Source organism: Chromobacterium sp. IRSSSOUMB001 (assembly GCF_023507765.1).
Classification (GTDB): domain Bacteria; phylum Pseudomonadota; class Gammaproteobacteria; order Burkholderiales; family Chromobacteriaceae; genus Chromobacterium; species Chromobacterium haemolyticum.
In genome coordinates, this window is sequence record NZ_JALCYU010000004.1 from 66,118 (window position 1) to 84,245 (window position 18,128).

At 62.1% G+C, this 18,128-nt stretch carries 16 protein-coding genes and 1 riboswitch; of the genes, 3 read left to right on the forward strand and 13 right to left on the reverse strand.

Annotated elements, in window-relative coordinates; genetic code table 11:
* Window positions 1-35: 35 nt before the first annotated feature.
* Together metF and ahcY are read right to left on the reverse strand one after the other, a co-directional pair.
* On the reverse strand, window positions 36-872 hold the full coding sequence (metF, locus tag MOV80_RS06370; protein WP_019103730.1) for a methylenetetrahydrofolate reductase [NAD(P)H]: 837 nt from the start codon (window positions 870-872) through the stop codon (window positions 36-38).
* Between the two features lie 131 nt (window positions 873-1,003).
* Window positions 1,004-2,413 carry an adenosylhomocysteinase gene (ahcY, locus tag MOV80_RS06375; RefSeq protein WP_043590771.1) on the reverse strand — a complete coding sequence of 470 codons (1,410 nt, stop codon included), beginning with the start codon at window positions 2,411-2,413 and terminating at the stop codon, window positions 1,004-1,006.
* 62 nt (window positions 2,414-2,475) lie between these two features.
* Window positions 2,476-2,549, reverse strand: a riboswitch (S-adenosyl-L-homocysteine riboswitch).
* 79 nt (window positions 2,550-2,628) lie between these two features.
* Between ahcY and MOV80_RS06380 the strand changes: the two genes are divergently transcribed.
* Window positions 2,629-4,266, forward strand: a complete 1,638-nt coding sequence (locus MOV80_RS06380; protein WP_107731530.1) for a histidine kinase N-terminal 7TM domain-containing protein — start codon at window positions 2,629-2,631, stop codon at window positions 4,264-4,266.
* Between the two features lie 63 nt (window positions 4,267-4,329).
* On the opposite strand, the gene metK is transcribed toward MOV80_RS06380, so the two are convergent.
* Window positions 4,330-5,499, reverse strand: coding sequence for a methionine adenosyltransferase (gene metK, locus MOV80_RS06385; protein ID WP_118268271.1), 1,170 nt, complete (start codon window positions 5,497-5,499; stop codon window positions 4,330-4,332).
* A gap of 76 nt (window positions 5,500-5,575) precedes the next feature.
* Between metK and MOV80_RS06390 the strand changes: the two genes are divergently transcribed.
* Both MOV80_RS06390 and MOV80_RS06395 read left to right on the forward strand, forming a co-directional pair.
* Entirely contained in the window at window positions 5,576-6,457 is an 882-nt protein-coding gene (locus MOV80_RS06390) for a lysophospholipid acyltransferase family protein (protein WP_249604936.1), read from the forward strand.
* Window positions 6,458-6,526: 69 nt separating this feature from the next.
* Window positions 6,527-7,393, forward strand: coding sequence for a lipid A biosynthesis lauroyl acyltransferase (locus MOV80_RS06395; protein WP_081554819.1), 867 nt, complete (start codon window positions 6,527-6,529; stop codon window positions 7,391-7,393).
* 50 nt (window positions 7,394-7,443) lie between these two features.
* On the opposite strand, the gene MOV80_RS06400 is transcribed toward MOV80_RS06395, so the two are convergent.
* From MOV80_RS06400 to nuoG, 10 genes are all read right to left on the reverse strand, one after another.
* A complete protein-coding gene (locus tag MOV80_RS06400; protein WP_043590767.1) occupies window positions 7,444-7,737 on the reverse strand; it encodes a putative quinol monooxygenase in 294 nt (97 codons plus the stop codon).
* A 115-nt stretch (window positions 7,738-7,852) separates the two neighbouring features.
* The gene (locus MOV80_RS06405; RefSeq protein WP_019101978.1) at window positions 7,853-8,146 is read right to left on the reverse strand and encodes a DUF2818 family protein; all 294 of its coding nucleotides are present in this window, start codon (window positions 8,144-8,146) and stop codon (window positions 7,853-7,855) included.
* 12 nt (window positions 8,147-8,158) lie between these two features.
* Window positions 8,159-9,613 (reverse strand): NADH-quinone oxidoreductase subunit NuoN, encoded by a 1,455-nt coding sequence (gene nuoN / locus MOV80_RS06410; protein ID WP_118268272.1) that lies wholly within the window; start codon window positions 9,611-9,613, stop codon window positions 8,159-8,161.
* 20 nt (window positions 9,614-9,633) lie between these two features.
* The gene (locus MOV80_RS06415) at window positions 9,634-11,130 is read right to left on the reverse strand and encodes an NADH-quinone oxidoreductase subunit M (protein ID WP_019103712.1); all 1,497 of its coding nucleotides are present in this window, start codon (window positions 11,128-11,130) and stop codon (window positions 9,634-9,636) included.
* A 40-nt stretch (window positions 11,131-11,170) separates the two neighbouring features.
* Window positions 11,171-13,204, reverse strand: a complete 2,034-nt coding sequence (gene nuoL / locus MOV80_RS06420) for an NADH-quinone oxidoreductase subunit L (protein ID WP_107731529.1) — start codon at window positions 13,202-13,204, stop codon at window positions 11,171-11,173.
* A gap of 32 nt (window positions 13,205-13,236) precedes the next feature.
* The gene (nuoK, locus tag MOV80_RS06425; protein ID WP_019102195.1) at window positions 13,237-13,542 is read right to left on the reverse strand and encodes an NADH-quinone oxidoreductase subunit NuoK; all 306 of its coding nucleotides are present in this window, start codon (window positions 13,540-13,542) and stop codon (window positions 13,237-13,239) included.
* Window positions 13,543-13,568: 26 nt separating this feature from the next.
* Entirely contained in the window at window positions 13,569-14,228 is a 660-nt protein-coding gene (locus MOV80_RS06430) for an NADH-quinone oxidoreductase subunit J (RefSeq protein ID WP_039755352.1), read from the reverse strand.
* Window positions 14,229-14,237: 9 nt separating this feature from the next.
* Window positions 14,238-14,726, reverse strand: a complete 489-nt coding sequence (gene nuoI / locus MOV80_RS06435; RefSeq protein ID WP_019102197.1) for an NADH-quinone oxidoreductase subunit NuoI — start codon at window positions 14,724-14,726, stop codon at window positions 14,238-14,240.
* A 19-nt stretch (window positions 14,727-14,745) separates the two neighbouring features.
* On the reverse strand, window positions 14,746-15,792 hold the full coding sequence (gene nuoH, locus MOV80_RS06440) for an NADH-quinone oxidoreductase subunit NuoH (RefSeq protein WP_249604937.1): 1,047 nt from the start codon (window positions 15,790-15,792) through the stop codon (window positions 14,746-14,748).
* 3 nt (window positions 15,793-15,795) lie between these two features.
* On the reverse strand, window positions 15,796-18,126 hold the full coding sequence (gene nuoG / locus MOV80_RS06445; protein ID WP_249604938.1) for an NADH-quinone oxidoreductase subunit NuoG: 2,331 nt from the start codon (window positions 18,124-18,126) through the stop codon (window positions 15,796-15,798).
* Between the last annotated feature and the right edge of the window lie 2 nt (window positions 18,127-18,128).

Consider the following 18,128-nt stretch of genomic DNA (forward strand, 5'->3'; position numbering starts at 1 on the left):
GCACCGGGCCGTTTTGCATGGGAGCGCGTTCCCGTTCACAAACCTAGCCGCTGCCAAATGGTGGACACCAAGCCGGCCTGATTCAGCGTGTAGAAGTGCAGACCCGGCGCGCCGTGCTGCAATAAGCGATCGCACAACTCGGTCACCACGTCCAAACCCAGCGCGCGGATGGACGCGCTGTCGTCGTAATAGGCCTGCATGCGCTGGCGCAGCCAACGCGGCACTTCCGCGCCGCACATGTCGGAAAAACGACACAGTTGCCCGAAGTTGGAGATCGGCATGATGCCCGGAACGATGGGAATATTCACACCCCTGGCCTGAACTTCGTCGACGAAACGGAAATAGGCGTCGGCGTTGAAGAAATACTGAGTCATCGCCGAGTTGGCGCCGGCATGGACCTTGCGCACGAAGTTGTTGAGATCGTCCTCGGCCGAGCGCGCCTGCGGATGGAATTCCGGATAGGCCGCTACTTCGATGTGGAAATGATCGCCGTGCTCGGCGCGGATGAACTCCACCAGCTCGTTGGCGTAACGAAACTCGCCGGCCGCCACCATGCCGGACGGGATGTCGCCGCGCAATGCGACGATGTGTCGGATGCCGTTGTTGCGGTATTCGTTGAGGATGGCCCCGATATTCTCGCGGGTGGAACCGATGCAGGACAAGTGCGGCGCGGCGGCGTGGCCTTCACTGCGGATTTCCAGCACTGTCGCCAGCGTCCCGTCGCGGGTGGTGCCGCCGGCGCCAAAGGTGACGGAGAAAAACTGCGGCTTGAATTGAGCCAATTGCTGGCGCGTGGTGCGCAGCTTGGCAATCCCTTCCGGGGTCTTGGGCGGAAAGAATTCGAAACTGAAGGTTCGGCTCTGTGCTGTCATGATCTCTCTGTATCTCCCAACGGGAGACTCCTTTGTTTTTATATAGGATGACCGCGGTCCGCGGCGGCGGACAAGAAAAAACGGACAGCACCATTCTAATAGCCCTGTCCGTTTTTCTATCGTTATAAAAATCAATAACGATAGTGATCCGGCTTATAAGGGCCTTGTTTGGGCACGCTGATGTAGGCGGCCTGCTCGTCGGACAGCTCGGTCAGCCGGGCGCCGATGCGGGCCAGATGCAGGCGTGCCACCTTCTCGTCCAGATGTTTGGGCAGCACATACACCTGCTTGCCGTATTGCTGGCCGTTGGCGAAAATTTCCACCTGGGCCAGCACTTGGTTGGTGAAGGAATTGGACATCACGAAGCTAGGGTGGCCGGTGGCGCAGCCCAAGTTGACCAGGCGGCCTTCGGCCAACAGGATCACTCGCTTGCCGTCTGGGAAGATGATGTGGTCCACCTGCGGCTTGATATTGTCCCACTGGTACTGGCGCAGGCTGGCAACCTCGATCTCACTGTCGAAATGGCCGATATTGCAGACGATGGCGTTATTGCGCATCTTCTTCATGTGTTCGTGAGTGATCACGCCGACATTGCCGGTGGCGGTGACAAAGATGTCGGCCTGATCGGCCACCTCGTCCATGCGCACCACGCGGTAGCCCTCCATAGCCGCTTGCAGCGCGCAAATCGGGTCCACCTCGGTCACCCACACCGTGGCGCCCAGGCCGCGCAGGCTCTGCGCGCACCCCTTGCCCACGTCGCCGTAACCCAGCACCACCGCCACCTTGCCGGCCACCATCACATCGGTGGCCCGTTTGATGCCGTCCACCAGCGATTCACGGCAGCCATAGAGGTTGTCAAACTTGGACTTGGTGACCGAATCATTGACGTTGAAGGCCGGGAACGGCAAGCGGCCTTCCTTCTCCAGCTGGTACAGGCGATGCACGCCGGTGGTGGTTTCCTCGGTCACGCCCTTGATGTGCTTGAGCCGCTTGGAGTACCACTGCGGATCTTTCTGCAGATAGCGGGCAATGGCGGCGAACAACGCGGTCTCTTCCTCGTTGGACGGATGACTGATCGCCCCGCGATCGGTTTCCGCCTTGCTGCCCAGCATCAGCAGCAAGGTGGCGTCGCCGCCGTCGTCCAGAATCATATTGGCCGGCTCATGCTCCGGCCATTCGAAGATCTTGTGGCTGAACTCCCAATACTCGTCCAGGCTCTCGCCCTTGAAGGCGAACACCGGGATACCGGCCGCGGCGATGGCGGCGGCGGCGTGGTCCTGGGTGGAGAAGATATTGCAAGAGGCCCAGCGCACTTCCGCGCCCAGCGCCACCAGGGTTTCAATCAAAACCCCGGTCTGGATCGTCATGTGCAGACTGCCGGCAATACGCGCGCCGCGCAGCGGCTGGCTATGCCGGTGCTCATCGCGCAAGGCCATCAGGCCCGGCATCTCGGTTTCGGCAATCGCCAGTTCCTTGCGGCCCCAGGCGGACAAATTAATATCGGCAACATGAAAATCGGTGAAATCAGCCATCGCGAGCATTCCTTAGTTCACGCAGCCGGCCAGGATGCGGCTCACCCGCTCCCGTGCCCGGCACGGTTTTGATCAGGTGAGCGCCGTTGAAACGGGAGCGGCCCGAGCCTGGGGATGGATCATCCTCGCAGCGCCCCTCGGGCCGACCGGCCACCGGCGGCGTGGACACGCGGACGGCGACGTTTCGATTATACCTATGCCGCTCGGAAAAGGTAGGAGTCTGCATGCCAAGAAGATACACTACCGGCTTGCCGATCCATCGTCGCCCCATGACTTTCGACTTCACCCCGCTGGCCGCCCTGTCCGGGATCGCCGCGCTGATTTCAACCGCTATCGCCGCCATTGCCTGGTATCGCCGCCAGTTTCCTGGCGTGCGGTGGCTGGCGCTGCTGATGAGTTCGGTGGCGTTCTGGGCCGCCGGCGCCATGTGCGAGCTGGCCGCCGCCAGCCTGTCCGCCAAAATCGCCTGGTCCAAACTGGAATACCTCGGCACGCTGAGCACGCCGGTGCTGTTCCTGCTGCTGGCGCTGGACTACAACCGCATTCAGCTGAGCCGGCGCTGGTTGGCGGCGCTGTTCGCCCTGCCCTTGCTCTGCTTCGTCCTGGCGCTCAGCAACGAAAGCCACCATCTGGTGTGGACCAGTTACCGGCCCAGCCCCTCCGGCTACAACCTCCTGGTCTATGGGCACGGCCCCGCATTCTGGGTCGGCGTCGCCGGCTACTCCTACCTGATGATGCTGATCGGCTCGCTGATGCTGATCCGCGCGCTGCACTACTATCCGGCCCATTTTCGCGGTCAGTCCATCGTGCTGATGATCAGCGCCTGCGCGCCCTGGCTGGGCAATATTCTCTACCTGAGCGGCGCGATGCCGCTGCAAGGGCTGGACCCGACGCCCCACTCCTTCACCGTGACCGGCCTGGTGTTCGCGCTGGATCTGCTCTACCTGCGTCTGCTCTATCTGGTGCCGGTGGCGCGCGCGCGCTCTTTCGAAGCCATGGGAGACGGAGTGCTGGTGATAGACGACAAGTTCCGCATCCTGGACCTCAACCCAGCCGCGGCGCGGCTGCTGGGTCTGCCGGGTCGACAGCTATTGGGCCGGCCCTTGCCGGCCGACTGGCCACATGCCCAGCTCCTGTCCAGCCAGGAGCAGCCACTGGAATTGTCGCTGCAGGACGGCTTGCGCATCCTGGACCTGCGGGTCTATCCGATCACCCAACAAAGCAAGCCGCACTCCAGCCGCATGCTGGTGCTGCGCGACATCACCGAGCGGCGTCAGGCGGAGGAAGCGCTGCGCAGCGCCAATCAAACCCTGGCCTTGCGCATCGCCGAAATCGAATCCTTGCAGGCGGCGCTGCGCGAACAGGCTTTGCGCGATCCGCTGACCGGCCTGTACAACCGCCGCTATCTGGATGAGATCTTTCCGCGCGAGCTGAGCCGCGCCCGCCGCGACGGCATTCCGCTGGCCATCGCCTTGATCGACCTAGATGATTTCAAGCGCATCAACGACAGTTTCGGCCACTTCCACGGCGACCAGGTCTTGCGCCGGCTCGCAGCTTTGCTGGACGCCGACGGCAACGGAGCAGACATGATCTGCCGGCTGGGCGGCGAGGAGTTCCTGGTATTGATGCCCGGCGCTGGCGGCGAACAGGCCTTGCGCCGCGCCGAAGCCTGGCGCGCCGCCTTCGAGCGGCTGCCGCACGGCGCCGGCGACGACAGCTTCTGCGCCACTTTTTCCTGCGGCATCGCACTCTTCCCTGAACACGCCGGCGCCCCGCCCCAGCTCTACCAGGCAGCGGACCAGGCTCTGTACGCGGTCAAGGCCGCCGGCAAGAATGCCTGCCTCCTGAGCGCGGCCCTCTAGCAAGAGGCAAAAAAAAACGCCTGTCCGCGGACAGGCGTTTCTTGATGCGAAGCCGTGCGCGGCTTACAGGCCGGCGTCGGCGCGCAGCGCCTCCACCTTGTCGGTGCGCTCCCAACTGAATTCCGGCTCTTCGCGGCCAAAGTGGCCGTAAGCGGCGGTCTTGCTGTAGATCGGGCGCAGCAGATCCAGCATCTGGATAATGCCTTTGGGACGCAGGTCGAAGTGCTTTTTCACCAGCTCCACGATCTTTTCGTTCGGAATCGAGTTGGTGCCGAAGGTGTCCACCGCGATGGAGGTCGGCTCGGCCACGCCAATGGCGTAGGAAACCTGGATCTGGCACTGGCGCGCCAGGCCCGCGGCAACGATGTTCTTCGCCACGTAGCGGCCGGCATAGGCGGCGGAACGGTCCACTTTGGACGGATCCTTGCCGGAGAAAGCGCCGCCGCCGTGCGGCGCCGCGCCGCCATAGGTGTCGACGATGATTTTGCGGCCGGTCAGACCGCAATCGCCCATCGGGCCGCCAATGACGAAACGGCCGGTCGGGTTGATCAGGAATTTGGTTTCCGGGGTAATCATCTCCGGCGGCAGCACCGGCTTGATGATGTCCTCAATCACCGCCTCGGTCAGCGTCTTGTGATCAATTTCCGGGGTGTGCTGGGTGGACAGCACCACGGTGTCGATGCGCTTGGGCAGGCCGGTGGAGCCGTCGTATACGCAAGTGATCTGGCTCTTGGCGTCCGGACGCAGCCACGGCAGGCGGCCGTCCTTGCGCAACTCGGCCTGACGCTGCACCAAGCGGTGCGCGTAGTAGATCGGGAACGGCATCAGCGTCGGCGTTTCGTCGCAAGCGTAGCCGAACATCAGGCCCTGGTCGCCGGCGCCCTGATTCAAATCCAGGCCTTCGCCTTCATTGACGCCTTGGGCGATGTCCTGCGACTGCTTGTCGTAGCAAGCCATCACCGCGCAGCCGCGGAAGTCGAAACCCAACGCGGAATCGTCGTAACCGATGCGCTTGATGGTCTCGCGGGCGATCTTGATGTAGTCGATATTGGCGCTGGTGGTGATTTCTCCGGCCAGCACGACCAGGCCGGTGTTCACCAGGGTCTCGGCGGCGACGCGCGCGTGCTTGTCCTCGCGCAGAATGGCGTCAAGGATGGCGTCGGAGATCTGATCGGCGACTTTGTCCGGGTGCCCTTCCGACACCGACTCAGATGTAAACAGATATTCGCTCATTTATTATTCGTTCCCGAAAAATGCAAAACCTTGTGATGATAAAATAGGTCGCTTTAAGACCAAGACTGAGCTTCATATGTCTAAGCTAGTCCATTTATTGCTGTCTTTCCTGGCGCACCTGCCTTTATCCTGGCTACAAGGCCTAGGTGCCGTTCTTGGACGACTGACTTATCATGCGTCCCCCCGCTACAGAGCACGGCTCCGGGAGAACCTAAGTTCTAGTAAAATCTGTGGAAATTATCAGCTTTTACCGCGTTTAGTCAAACAAAGCGCCGCGGAAACCGGCAAGGGCGCGCTGGAACTGGCCATCGCCTGGTGCCGCGAGCCGGACGACATCGCCGCCATGGTCAAGTCGTGCACCGGCTGGGAGCACGTCGAGGCGGCATTGGCCAAAGGCCACGGCATCGTCTTCGTCACTCCGCACCTGGGCAGCTACGACATCGCCGGCCGCTATATCAGCTCGCGGCTGCCGTTTCCGCTGACCGCGATGTACCGCCCTCCCAAGCTCGCCTGGCTGGAACCGGTGATGCAGGCCGGCCGCGCCCGCGGCAAGGGCAGGACCGCGCCGGCCACCGGCGCCGGAGTTCGCGTGCTTATGAAAGCGCTGAAATCCGGCGAAGCCACCATCATCCTACCGGATCAAGTGCCCGGCAACGGCGAAGGCGTGTGGGCGCCGTTCTTCGAGCGTCCGGCCTACACCATGACTCTGGTGCCGCGGCTGGCTCAGATCAGCGGCGTGGAGACGCTGTTCTTCGTCGGCGAGCGCCTGCCTTGCGGCCAAGGCTTCCGCGTTCACATCGAACCGCCCGCGCAAGCGTTCAGCGGCGATAAGGAGCAGGACGCCGCTCAGCTCAACGCCCAGGTGGAAGCGCTGATTCGCCGCTTCCCCAGCCAATACCTGTGGAGCTATAACCGCTATAAATGCCCGCCTGGCGTCAGCCGGCCGGACACGCAATAACAGAGAGGCTCGGAACACTCTCGCCCAGGACGCGCGGCGGGTTGTTCGAGCTTCTCGACAAGGAAACCTATGAAATTCGCTTTTTCCCTGCTGTGGTTGATCCGCCTGCTGCCGATGTGGGCGATCGGCCTGCTGGCCCGCGGCCTGGGCAATATCGCCTACTGCCTGGCACATGGCCGCCGCCGCGTCGGCATGATCAATCTGAGGCTATGCTTCCCCGACATGCCGTTGGCGGAACGCCGCCGGCTCATCCGCCGCAATTTCCAGCACATGATACGCATGGTGCTTGAGTACGGCGTGGTCTGGTGGAGTTCGGCCGCTCGCATCGACAAGCTGGTCGAGATCAAAAACCTGCACTACGTCACCGAGCTGCGCGAGCGCGGCGAAGACGTGATCCTGTTTTACCCTCACTTCGTCGGTTTCGAAATGTGCGTGTATTCGCTGAACCAGCACATCCCGTTGGTTAGCGTCTACTCCCACCAGAAGAACGAAGCTCTGGACCGCCAAATCTATAAAGGCCGCCAACGCTACGACAACGCCTACATCGTGTCTCGTCAGGAAGGGCTGCGCCCCATCATCAAGGCAATGCGCAAGGACCACGCCCCCTTCCTCTACTTGCCTGATCAAGACTTTGGGGTGCGCGACTCGGTATTCGTCGACTTCTTCGGCGTCAAGGCCGCCACCATCACCGGCCTGTCCCGCATCAGCAAGCTGGCGCGCGCCAAAGTCGTCCCGGCCATCGCCCGACGGGTGGGCAACCGCTTCGAGCTGGAGTTCTACCCGCCCTGGGACGATTACCCCAGCGAAGACGTGGAGGCCGACACTCGCCGCATGAACGCCTTCCTGGAACAACGCGTCCGCGAAATCCCGGACCAGTACTTCTGGCTGCACAAGCGCTTCAAGAGCCGGCCGCAAGGCGAGGCGCGTTTCTACTAAGTCCACAAGCCTCACTCTATCAGGGCGCCGCACAGCGGCGCCCTTCTCCGTCAGACCTCGGCGAACGCGTCCATCAGCAAGAAAGTGCCAGCCTGCCGCTGACGGCTGTCTATCTGCGGCACCAGCCGCTGGAAATGCTCGGTGGCGCAATGACGGTCCAAGGCCGCACGGTCCGGCCAGGTTTCGATGAAGACGAAATGGCCGGGGTCTTTCTGGTCAATGAACAGCTCATAGCGGATGCAGTCCGGCTCTTGCCGCGTCTTCGCCAGCAGTTCCCGATACAGCGGCATCACCTCGGCCACCCGGTCCGGCTGAATGAAGTCCTGAGCGATCACTTTCAACATTCCATTCCCCCTTCTCTGCATTTTGCGGCTTGGCGCGCGCCGCCGCTCTCCCCAAAAAAACAGCGCGGACGGGGAAACCCCGTCCGCGCTGCGTATTGCGTCCACCCGGCTCGCGCTAGGCCCGTCGCCGCCAGAAATAGCGGTAGACGTAACCCGGAAACGCGAACACCAGGAACAAGGACAAGGTCGTCACATAGAACTGCCAATTCTGCGGCTGCACCGGCATCAACCGGCTTTCCAGCAGGTAGGCGAAGCCGCCCACCAGCAGATACAGCGCCATCAGTTCCAGAAAGCGCCAGCCAAAATGCTTATTGGCCACTTTCCACACGCCGCCCACTTTCTGGGTCAAGAACGGCAGGTTGGCCGCCGCCAAGGCGATGATCAGCAAAGCGATGACGCTGGATTGCATGGTATGGCGGCCTTAAATCACGGTAAGCGATTGACGCACGACTTGCAGGCACAACTCCAGCGCGCGCTCCGGCAGCAGGCCGATGACGAGCAAGGCCAGCGCGTTCAGCGACAGCACCAGCTTCATATCGCCGCGCACCACGATATCGCTGCGGTCTTCGGCATCGTCGAAATACATGGTCTTGACCACGCGCAGGTAGTAGAACGCGCCGATCACCGACATCAGCACCGCGAAGATGGCCAGCTTGATCATGCCGATATCCACGATAGCCTTGATCACCGCGAACTTGGCGTAGAAGCCCACCAGCGGCGGAATGCCGGCCATGGAGAACATGGTCAGCAGCATCAGCAGCGCATACCAGCTGTTGCGGCTGTTCAGGCCCTTCAGATCCTCAACCTTCTCGCACTCGAAACCGGCGCGCGAGAGGGCCAGCAGCATGCCGAAGCTGACCAGCGACATCAGCACATAGCTCAGCGCGTAGAACAGCGCCGCCGAGTAGCCCACCTTGGTGCCCGCCAGGACACCCAAGAGCAGAAAGCCCATGTGCGAGATCGTCGAGTAAGCCAGCATCCGTTTGATGTTGGTCTGCACGATAGCGGTTACGTTGCCGATCGCCATCGACAGCGCGGACACGATCACCAGCATCAGTTGCCAGTCCGCCACCAGCGCGTCCAGGCCCTGAGCCAGGATGCGCAGCGTGAAGACGAAGGCCGCCAGCTTGGGGGCCGCGCCCACCATCAGCGTCACCGAAGTCGGCGCGCCGTGGTAAACGTCCGGCACCCACATGTGGAACGGCACAGCGCCCAGCTTGAAGGACAGGCCGGCCACGATGAACACCAGACCGAAGACCAGCAGCACGTCGTTGGCCTTATGCGCGGCGATGGACTTGGCTACCGTCGCCAGTTCCAGCGAACCAGTGGCGCCGTAGACCATGGAAATGCCGTAGAGCAGCAGGCCGGAGGCCAGCGCGCCCAGCACGAAGTACTTCATCGCCGCTTCGGTGGCCTTAACGGACTCGCGCTGCAGAGCGATCAGCGAGTACAGCGCCAGCGAGAGCAGTTCCAGGCCCATATACAGGGTCAGGAAATGCGAAGCCGACACCATCAGGTTCATGCCCAGCAAAGCGAACAGCGCCAGCGAGAAATACTCGCCCTTGAACAGCTGGCGATCAGCGGTGTACTGCCGGCTGTAGATCAGCACGATGGCGGTCACAGCGTACATGGCCAGCTTGACCACGCCGCCCATCGGATCCGCGACGAACATGCCGGAGAAAGTCACGACCGGCTGCGAAGAGAAAGTCATCACCTGCGTCACCGCCGCGCCCAAGAGGGTCAGCAGGGTCAGGCCCAGGGTGATGCCGCGCTTTTCGTCCGAAACGAACAGGTCCGCCATCAGCACGAACAGGATCGCGCCGGCGAGGAACATCTCGGGGATTGCCGGTATCAGGTTGAGATCAGCCCAATTCATTGTTTCCATTCCTTCCGCGCTTACAGCTTGCTCTGCGAGACATGCAGGATCAGGTCATTGACCGACAGGTGCATTTTCTCGACGAAGGCTTGCGGATACAGGCCCATGCCCAGCACCGCGATGGCCAGGATGGCCAGCACCAGGAATTCGCGCTTGTTGACGTCGGACAGCTCCGCCACATGGCTGTTGCCCACATCGCCGAAGATCACGCGCTTGTACATCCACAAGGTATAGGCCGCGCCGAAGATCAGCGTGGTGGCGGCCAAGGCCGCGTACCAGAAGTTCACCTGCACCGCGCCCATGATCACCATGAACTCGCCGACGAAGCCGGAGGTGGCCGGCAGACCGGAGTTGGCCATGGCGAACAGCATCATGAAGGCCGCGAAGATCGGCATCTTGTTGGCCACGCCGCCGTAGTCGGCGATATTGCGGCTGTGCACGCGGTCGTACATCACGCCGATGCAGAAGAACATCGCGGCGGACACGAAGCCGTGGGACACCATCTGCACCAGCGCGCCTTCAACCGCCCACTGGTTCAGTTCGGAACCGGTGAACAGGAACAGACCCAGAGTGACGAAGCCCATGTGCGAAATAGACGAATAAGCCACCAGCTTCTTCATGTCGGACTGCACCAGCGCCACCAGACCGATGTAAACCACCGCCACCAGCGACAGCGCCACCATCACGCCGGACAGCTCGCGCGCGGCGTCGGGGAGGATGGGCAGCACGAACCGCAGGAAGCCGTAGGCGCCGATCTTCAGCGTGATCGCGGCCAGCACCATGGAGCCGCCGGTTGGCGCTTCCACGTGGGCGTCCGGCAACCAGGTGTGCACCGGCCACATCGGCACCTTCACCGCGAAGGACAGGAAGAAGGCGACGAAGAGCAGGATCTGCACCGTCAGCGGGATCTTGGCGATGTCGTGGAAAGCCTGGATGTCGAAGGACTTGCCGGCCTGGAAGTACAGGTAGATCAAGGCCACCAGCATCAGCAGCGAGCCTAGCAGAGTGTAAAGGAAGAACTTGATCGACGCGTACACGCGACGCGGGCCGCCCCAGACGCCGATGATCAGGTACATCGGAATCAGCATGCCTTCAAAGAAGACATAGAACAGGATGGCGTCCAACGCGGCGAAAGCGCCGTTGATCAAGCCGGACATGATCAGGAAGGCGGCCATGTACTGCGACACGCGCTTCTGGATCACCTGCCAGCCGGCCACCACCACCAGCAAGGTGGTGAAGCTGTTGAGCACCACGAACAGCATGGAAATGCCGTCCACGCCCAAGTGGTAGTTGATGCCGAGGGATTCGATCCACGGCTTCATCTCGACGAACTGCATGCCGCCGCTGAGATTGTTGAATTCAGTGAACAGCGGCAGCGACAGCAGGAAGCCCGCCAGGGCCCCCGCCGCGGCCAGCCAGCGCGCCAGCGTGGCCCGCTGATCGCCCCCGGTTGCCAGCACCAGCAACCCGGCCGCTATCGGGGCCCAGATCACCAGAGTCAATAGATTTGTGAACATAGTCAAACCCAAGTTGTTATTCCAATCCCGGAGTCCGGGCTCAACGCCAGATCAGCGGCCAGAACCACATCGTCATCAGCGCCAGCACCCCGATGATCATCGCGGTGGCGTAGCTGTAGATGAAGCCGGTTTGCGCGCGGCGGATGAAGCCGGAGAACGTCGCCACCAGCTTGGCGGTGCCGTTCACTACCAGACCATCGATCAGCAACATGTCGCCCACCTTCCAGAAGAAGGTGCCCAGAGCCCGAGAGCCCTTGGCGAACACGGCGAAATAGATCTCGTCCAGGTAGTACTTGTTTTCCAGGACCTTGTTCACCAGGCTGAACTTCTGCTTGATGGCAGCCGGAATCTGCGGCGCCTTCATATAGAAGAACCAGGCGGTGGCCACGCCGGCCAGCGCAAGCCACAGCGGCAGCGTGCTCAGCGAATGCACGCCCATGGCGGCGGCGCCATGGAACTCGCGGGCGATCTCTTCCATCGCCGGGTGCAGTTCATGGTTGACGGTGATCACGCCCTTGAAGAAGTCGCCGTACAGCAGCGGCTCGATCGCGAAGTACCCCACCAGCACCGACGGAATCGCCAGCAGCACCAGCGGCAGGGTCACCACCCACGGCGACTCGTGCGGCTTATCGTTCGGGCCCAGGCCATGGTGATGATCGTGATCGTCATGGCCATGGTCGTGATGATCGTCCTTCCTCTCCATCCAGCGCTCCTTGCCATGGAAGACCAGGAAGTACATGCGGAAGGAGTAGAAGGCGGTCACGAACACACCGGCGATCACCGCGAAGTAGGCGAAACCGGCCGCGGACAGATTGGACGCGTGCACCGCCTCGATGATGGAGTCCTTGGAGTAGAAGCCGGAGAAGAACGGCGTGCCGATCAAGGCCAGCGAACCCAAGAGCGAAGTCAGCCAGGTGATGGGCATGTACTTGCGCAGGCCGCCCATATTGCGCATATCCTGATCGTGATGCATGCCGATGATCACCGAACCCGCAGCCAGGAATAGCAGCGCCTTGAAGAAGGCGTGGGTCATCACATGGAACATCGCCACCGAGTAGGCCGAGGCGCCCAGCGCCACGGTCATGTAACCCAGCTGCGACAGCGTGGAGTAAGCCACCACGCGCTTGATGTCGTTCTGGACGATGCCGAGGAAGCCCATGAACAGCGCGGTGATGGAACCAGCGACCATGATCACGTTCAACGCGGTGTCGGACAGTTCGAACAGGGGGCTCATCCGCGACACCATGAAGATGCCGGCGGTCACCATGGTGGCCGCGTGAATCAGCGCCGAGATCGGGGTTGGGCCTTCCATCGAGTCCGGCAGCCACACATGCAGCGGGAACTGCGCCGATTTGCCCATCGCGCCGATGAACAAGAGGATGCAGGTCACGCTCAGCAGCGACCATTCGGTGCCCGGAATCAGGCTGATGGTCTTGCTGGCCAGCGCCGGAGCGGCGGCGAACACGTCGCTGTAATTCAGCGAGCCGCCGAAATAAGCCAACACCAGGCCGATGCCCAGCAGGAAGCCGAAGTCGCCGACGCGGTTGACCAGGAAGGCCTTCAGGTTGGCGTAGATCGCAGTCGGACGCTTGAACCAGAAGCCGATCAGCAGGTAGGACACCAGGCCCACCGCTTCCCAACCGAAGAACAGCTGGATGAAGTTGTTGCTCATCACCAGCATCAGCATCGAGAAGGTAAACAGCGAGATATAGCTGAAGAAGCGCTGATAGCCCGGGTCTTCCTGCATGTAGCCTATGGTGTAAATGTGCACCATCAGCGACACGCTGGTCACCACCACCAGCATCATCGCGGTCAGCGAATCCACCAGGAAGCCCACCGAGAACTCGTAGCCTCCCACTGTCAGCCAGGTGTAAACCGGACCGTTGAACACTTCAGCCTGCCCGGTCAGGAAGGCGTGAAGCACCTTGAGCGACAGCGCGGCGGACAGCGCCACGCCGGCTATCGTCACGACGTGCGAAGCGCGCCGGCCGATGGCCCATCCAAATAGGCCTGCAATGATGGAACCCGCCAGCGGGGCGAGTGCAATCAGCAGGTATAAGCTCTTCATATCCATGCTTGTGTGCTTTGTGTAGGTTCCGGTTTGCCTTAGCCTTTGAGGCTGCCCAAGTCTTCAACGTTGATGGTGCGCAGATTGCGGAACAGCACCACCAGAATGGCGAGACCAATCGCGGCTTCGGCCGCAGCCACCGTCAGGATGAAGAATACGAAGATCTGGCCCGCCGTATCCGACAGGTAATGCGAGAACGCGATGAAATTGAAGTTCACCGCGAGCAGCATCAGCTCGATGGCCATCAGCAGCACGATCAGATTTTTCCGGTTCAGGAAAACGCCTAGCACGCCGATGGCAAACAGGATTGCGGCCAGCACCAGGAAGTGAGTCAGTGTCAGCACATTTCCTCCCTTATGTTGATTGGCCGTCAGGCCTGTTGCTTACCGGATTCGGCCTCGGAGGCCTCCTCCACCGTGGATTCTTCAGCAGGCTGTTCGGCCTGCATTTTCACCAGTCGCACGCGGTCGTTGCGCTTGACCTTGACCTGCAGCGCCGGATCAATCGCCTTGGTGTCCTTGCGGCTGCGCATGGTCAGGCCGATGGCGGCCACCATGGCCAGCAGCAGCACCACCGCCGCCACTTCGAAAGGCAGCAGATAAGTGGTGTACAGCTGACGACCCAGCACTTTGACGTTGCTGAAGTCGGCCGCCAGCGGCGCGGCGGCCTGGTAGGCGTCAAGCCTGGCGCTGGGGCTGGCCAGAATCATCGCCATTTCAAACACCATGATGATGCCGACGGCGGCGGCGACCGGAAGATTCTTCCAGAAGCCCTCGCGCAGTTTCTCGATGTTGATGTCCAGCATCATCACCACAAACAGGAACAACACCATCACCGCGCCCACATACACCACCACGAGGGTGATGGCCAGGAACTCGGCCTCCATCAGCAGCCACAGGCCGGCGCTGTTGAAGAAGGCCAGCACCAGGAACAGTGCGGCGTGAATCGGGTTCTTGGCCGTCACCACGCGGATACCCGCGAACACCAGGATGGCGGACAGAACATAGAAGACAAACATTGTGAAGTTCATGACCCCCCCTTAGCGATACTTGGCGTCGGCCGCCTTGTTGGCGGCGATCTCGGCTTCGTACTTGTCGCCGATCGCCAGCAGCATCGGCTTGGTGTAGTACAGATCGCCACGTTTTTCGCCGTGGTATTCGAAGATGTGGGTTTCCACGATGGCGTCCACCGGACAGGCTTCCTCGCAGAAGCCGCAGAAGATGCACTTGGTCAGATCGATGTCGTAGCGCGTGGTGCGGCGGGTGCCGTCATCGCGCTGTTCGGACTCGATGCTGATCGCCATCGCCGGGCACACCGCCTCGCACAGCTTGCAGGCGATGCAGCGTTCTTCGCCGTTGGCGTAGCGGCGCTGAGCGTGCAGGCCGCGGAAGCGCGGCGAAATCGGCGTCTTCTCTTCGGGGAACTGAACCGTGATCTTGCGGGCGAAGAAGTAGCGGCCAGTGACCATCAGGCCCTTGACCAGCTCCACCAGCAGGAAGGTCTTGAAAAAGTTTCGGATCGAATTCATCTTTTCACCTATCCCCGTCTCAGTGCCACAAGGACAGCGGGGTCATCATCCAGACGCCCACCACCAGGATCCACACCAGGGTCACCGGGATGAACACCTTCCAGCCCAGACGCATGATTTGGTCATAGCGATAACGCGGGAAGGTGGCGCGGAACCACAGGAAGCAGAACAGCACCATGGCTACCTTGAGCGCCAGCCAGAAGAAACCGCCCGCGCCCAGAATGCCCCAGGACGCCGGGAACGGCGACAGCCAGCCGCCGAGGAACAGCAGCGAGGTCAGCGCGGCAACCAGAATCATGTTGGCGTATTCGGCCAGGAAGAAGATGGCGAAGGCCATGCCCGAGTACTCAACGTGGAAACCGGCCACGATCTCGGATTCGCCCTCGGCCACGTCAAACGGCGCGCGGTTGGTTTCGGCCACGCCGGAAATCAGGTAGACCACGAACAGCGGGAACAGCGGCAGCCAGTTCCACGACAGCACGGAACCGCCCGCCATGCCCTGCCCTTGCTGCTGGACGATCTCCACCAGGTTCAGGCTGCTGGACACCATCAGCACGCCGATCAGCGCGAAGCCCATCGCCAGTTCGTAAGACACGATCTGAGCGGCGGAACGCATGGCGCCGAGGAAGGAGTACTTGGAGTTGCCCGCCCAGCCGGCGATGATCACGCCGTAAACCCCCATCGAGGTCAGCGCCAGGATGTAGAGCAGCGAGGCGTTGACGTTGGCCAGCACCAGCTTGTCGGTGAAGGGAATCACCGCCCAGGCCGCCAACGCCGGAGCGATGGACAGCACCGGCGCCAGCAGGAACAGGCCCTTGCTGGAGTTGGTGGGCAGGATGATTTCCTTCATCAGCAGCTTGACCGCGTCGGCGATGGGCTGCAGCAGCCCCAGCGGGCCTACCCGGTTGGGGCCGATGCGGATCTGCATGAAGCCGATGACCTTGCGCTCGGCATAGGTCAGGTAGGCGACGCACAGCAGCATCGGCAATACGATGGCGATGATCTTCAACAGGGTCCAAACCACGAGCCCCACGTCAGTGCCAAGAATACCTTGCAAGAACTCCATGCTTTACCCCTGGGTGATCTCGATAGCGTCGAACATGCCGCCCAGCGCCAGCGTGGCCGCGTGAGCGGTGGCGATGCGGACCGTATCCTGCGGCAGGCTGTCGTCGGCGACGATGCGCACGCGCGCCTGGCCGGAACCCTGGCTCAGCAATGCGGTGCTGTCGACGGCAATGCCCAGCTTCTGCAGCAGGCCGCTGTGAGCGGAAGCCACCGGCTCGGCCGCATCGCGGGTCTGTTGCAGCGACTTGGCGCGGCGGCAGATGGCGTCGGCCTGATACAGCGGCACTTCGCCGATACGGCTCAGACCGGCAGCAGCGGTAGCGGCGACGTTCAGCTGGCTCAGCGCGTTGTTCAGACGCGCGGCGATGTCGCCCTTGGCCAACAGCTCGGCGCGTACTTCCTCCGCGCTGTTGAACTCAAAGCCGGACAGATTCAGCATATTGCCCAGTACCCGCAGCACTTTCCAGGCCGGGCGCGCTTCGCCCAACGGACGCACCACGCCGTTGAACGGCTGCAGCTTGCCTTCCATATTCACGAAGGAGCCGGCGGTCTCGGAGAACGGCGCGATCGGCAGCAGCACATCGGCGTAATCCAGCAGACCCTGGCCCTTGAACGCGGTCAGCGCGATCACGGTGGCGGCCTGCTTCATCGCGGCGACGGCGGCCTGCGGGTTGTAGCTGTCGAACTCGACTTCGGTGTTCAGCAGCACGTAAGCCTTCTTCGGCTGCGCGATCATCGCGGCGGCGTTGGCGCCCGCGCCTTGCGGCAGCGCGCCCGCCAGTTCCGCGCCCACGCTGTTGGCGGCCTCGGACAGCACGCCGAAGCTGGCGCGGCTCAGGCGCGCGATCTCCTGCGCCACGGCCAGCAGTTGGCCGAACGCCGGATGATGCTGAGCCACATTGCCCAGCACCACGGCGGCGGTTTCCGCGCCGCTTAGGCTTTCGGCGATGCGGCGCGCCTCGGCGGAGACTTCCACCGCGGACAGATCAACGGAGGTTTCTCCGCCCTTGATTTCCGACACAGCCTTCAGCACCTGGGCGAAGCCGTTGACCAGCGCCAGCGGCGACACGATCAGCTTGGCGTTGATCTTGATCAGCAGGTCGTCGTCGGCAACGTGGATAATATTAAGCTCGCTGCCTTTTTTGGCCGCTGTGCGGAGGCGCGAAGTCAGCAGAGGCTGTTCCTTGCGCAGCGTGGAGCCCACCACCAGTACCGACTTGGCCGCGGCCAGATCGGAAATGCTGGAGCCCAGCCATTCCGCGCCCTGCTTGGCCGCATCGGCGGCGAAGTCGCTGCGGCGCAGGCGGTAATCAATGCTTTCCACGCCGAAGGCGCGCGCCAGCTTCTGCGCCAGATACAGCTCTTCGGTGGTGGAGTGCGGGCTGGTCAGGAAACCGATGGCGTCCTTGCCGTGATCGGCGGACACGCCGTTCAGGCCCTTGACCACGTAATTGAGCGCGGTCTCCCAATCGGTTTCGTGCCACTTGCCGTCAAACTTGATCATCGGCTGCTTCAGACGCTCGGCCGAGTTCAAGCCCTCGTAGGAGAAGCGGTCGCGGTCGGCGATCCAGCACTCGTTGATGGCTTCGTTTTCCAGCGGCAGCACGCGCATCACTTCATTGCTCTTGACCTGAACGATCAGGTTGGAGCCCAGGCCGTCGTGCGGGCTGACCGATTTGCGGCGCGACAGTTCCCAGGCGCGGGTGCTGTAGCGGAACGGCTTGGAGGTCAGCGCGCCCACCGGGCACAGATCGATGACATTGCCGGAGATTTCCGAATCCACGCTCTTGCCGAGGAAGGGCAGAATCTCGGAGAACTCGCCGCGATGAGCCATGCCGATTTCCTGGAAGCCGCCGACTTCCTCGGTAAAGCGCACGCAGCGTGTGCAGTGAATGCAGCGCGACATTTCTTCCGCCGAGACCAGCGGGCCCATGTCCTTGCCCACCACCACGCGCTTTTCTTCCTGATAGCGCGAGGAGGAGTTGCCGTAGCCCACGGCCAGATCCTGCAGCTGACATTCGCCGCCTTGGTCGCAGATCGGGCAATCCAGCGGGTGGTTGATCAGCAAGAACTCCATCACGCCCGCCTGGGCCTTCTTGGCCATGTCGGAGTGGGTATGGACCTTCATGCCGTCGGTCACCGGGGTGGCGCAAGCCGGCAACGGCTTGGGCGCCTTCTCCACTTCCACCAGGCACATGCGGCAGTTGGCCGCGATGGACAGCTTCTTGTGGTAGCAGAAGTGCGGAATGTACGTGCCCACCGAGTGGGCCGCTTCCATGACGGTGCTGCCTTGCGGGACCGTCAGTTTTTTTCCGTCGATTTCGATTTCAAGCATCG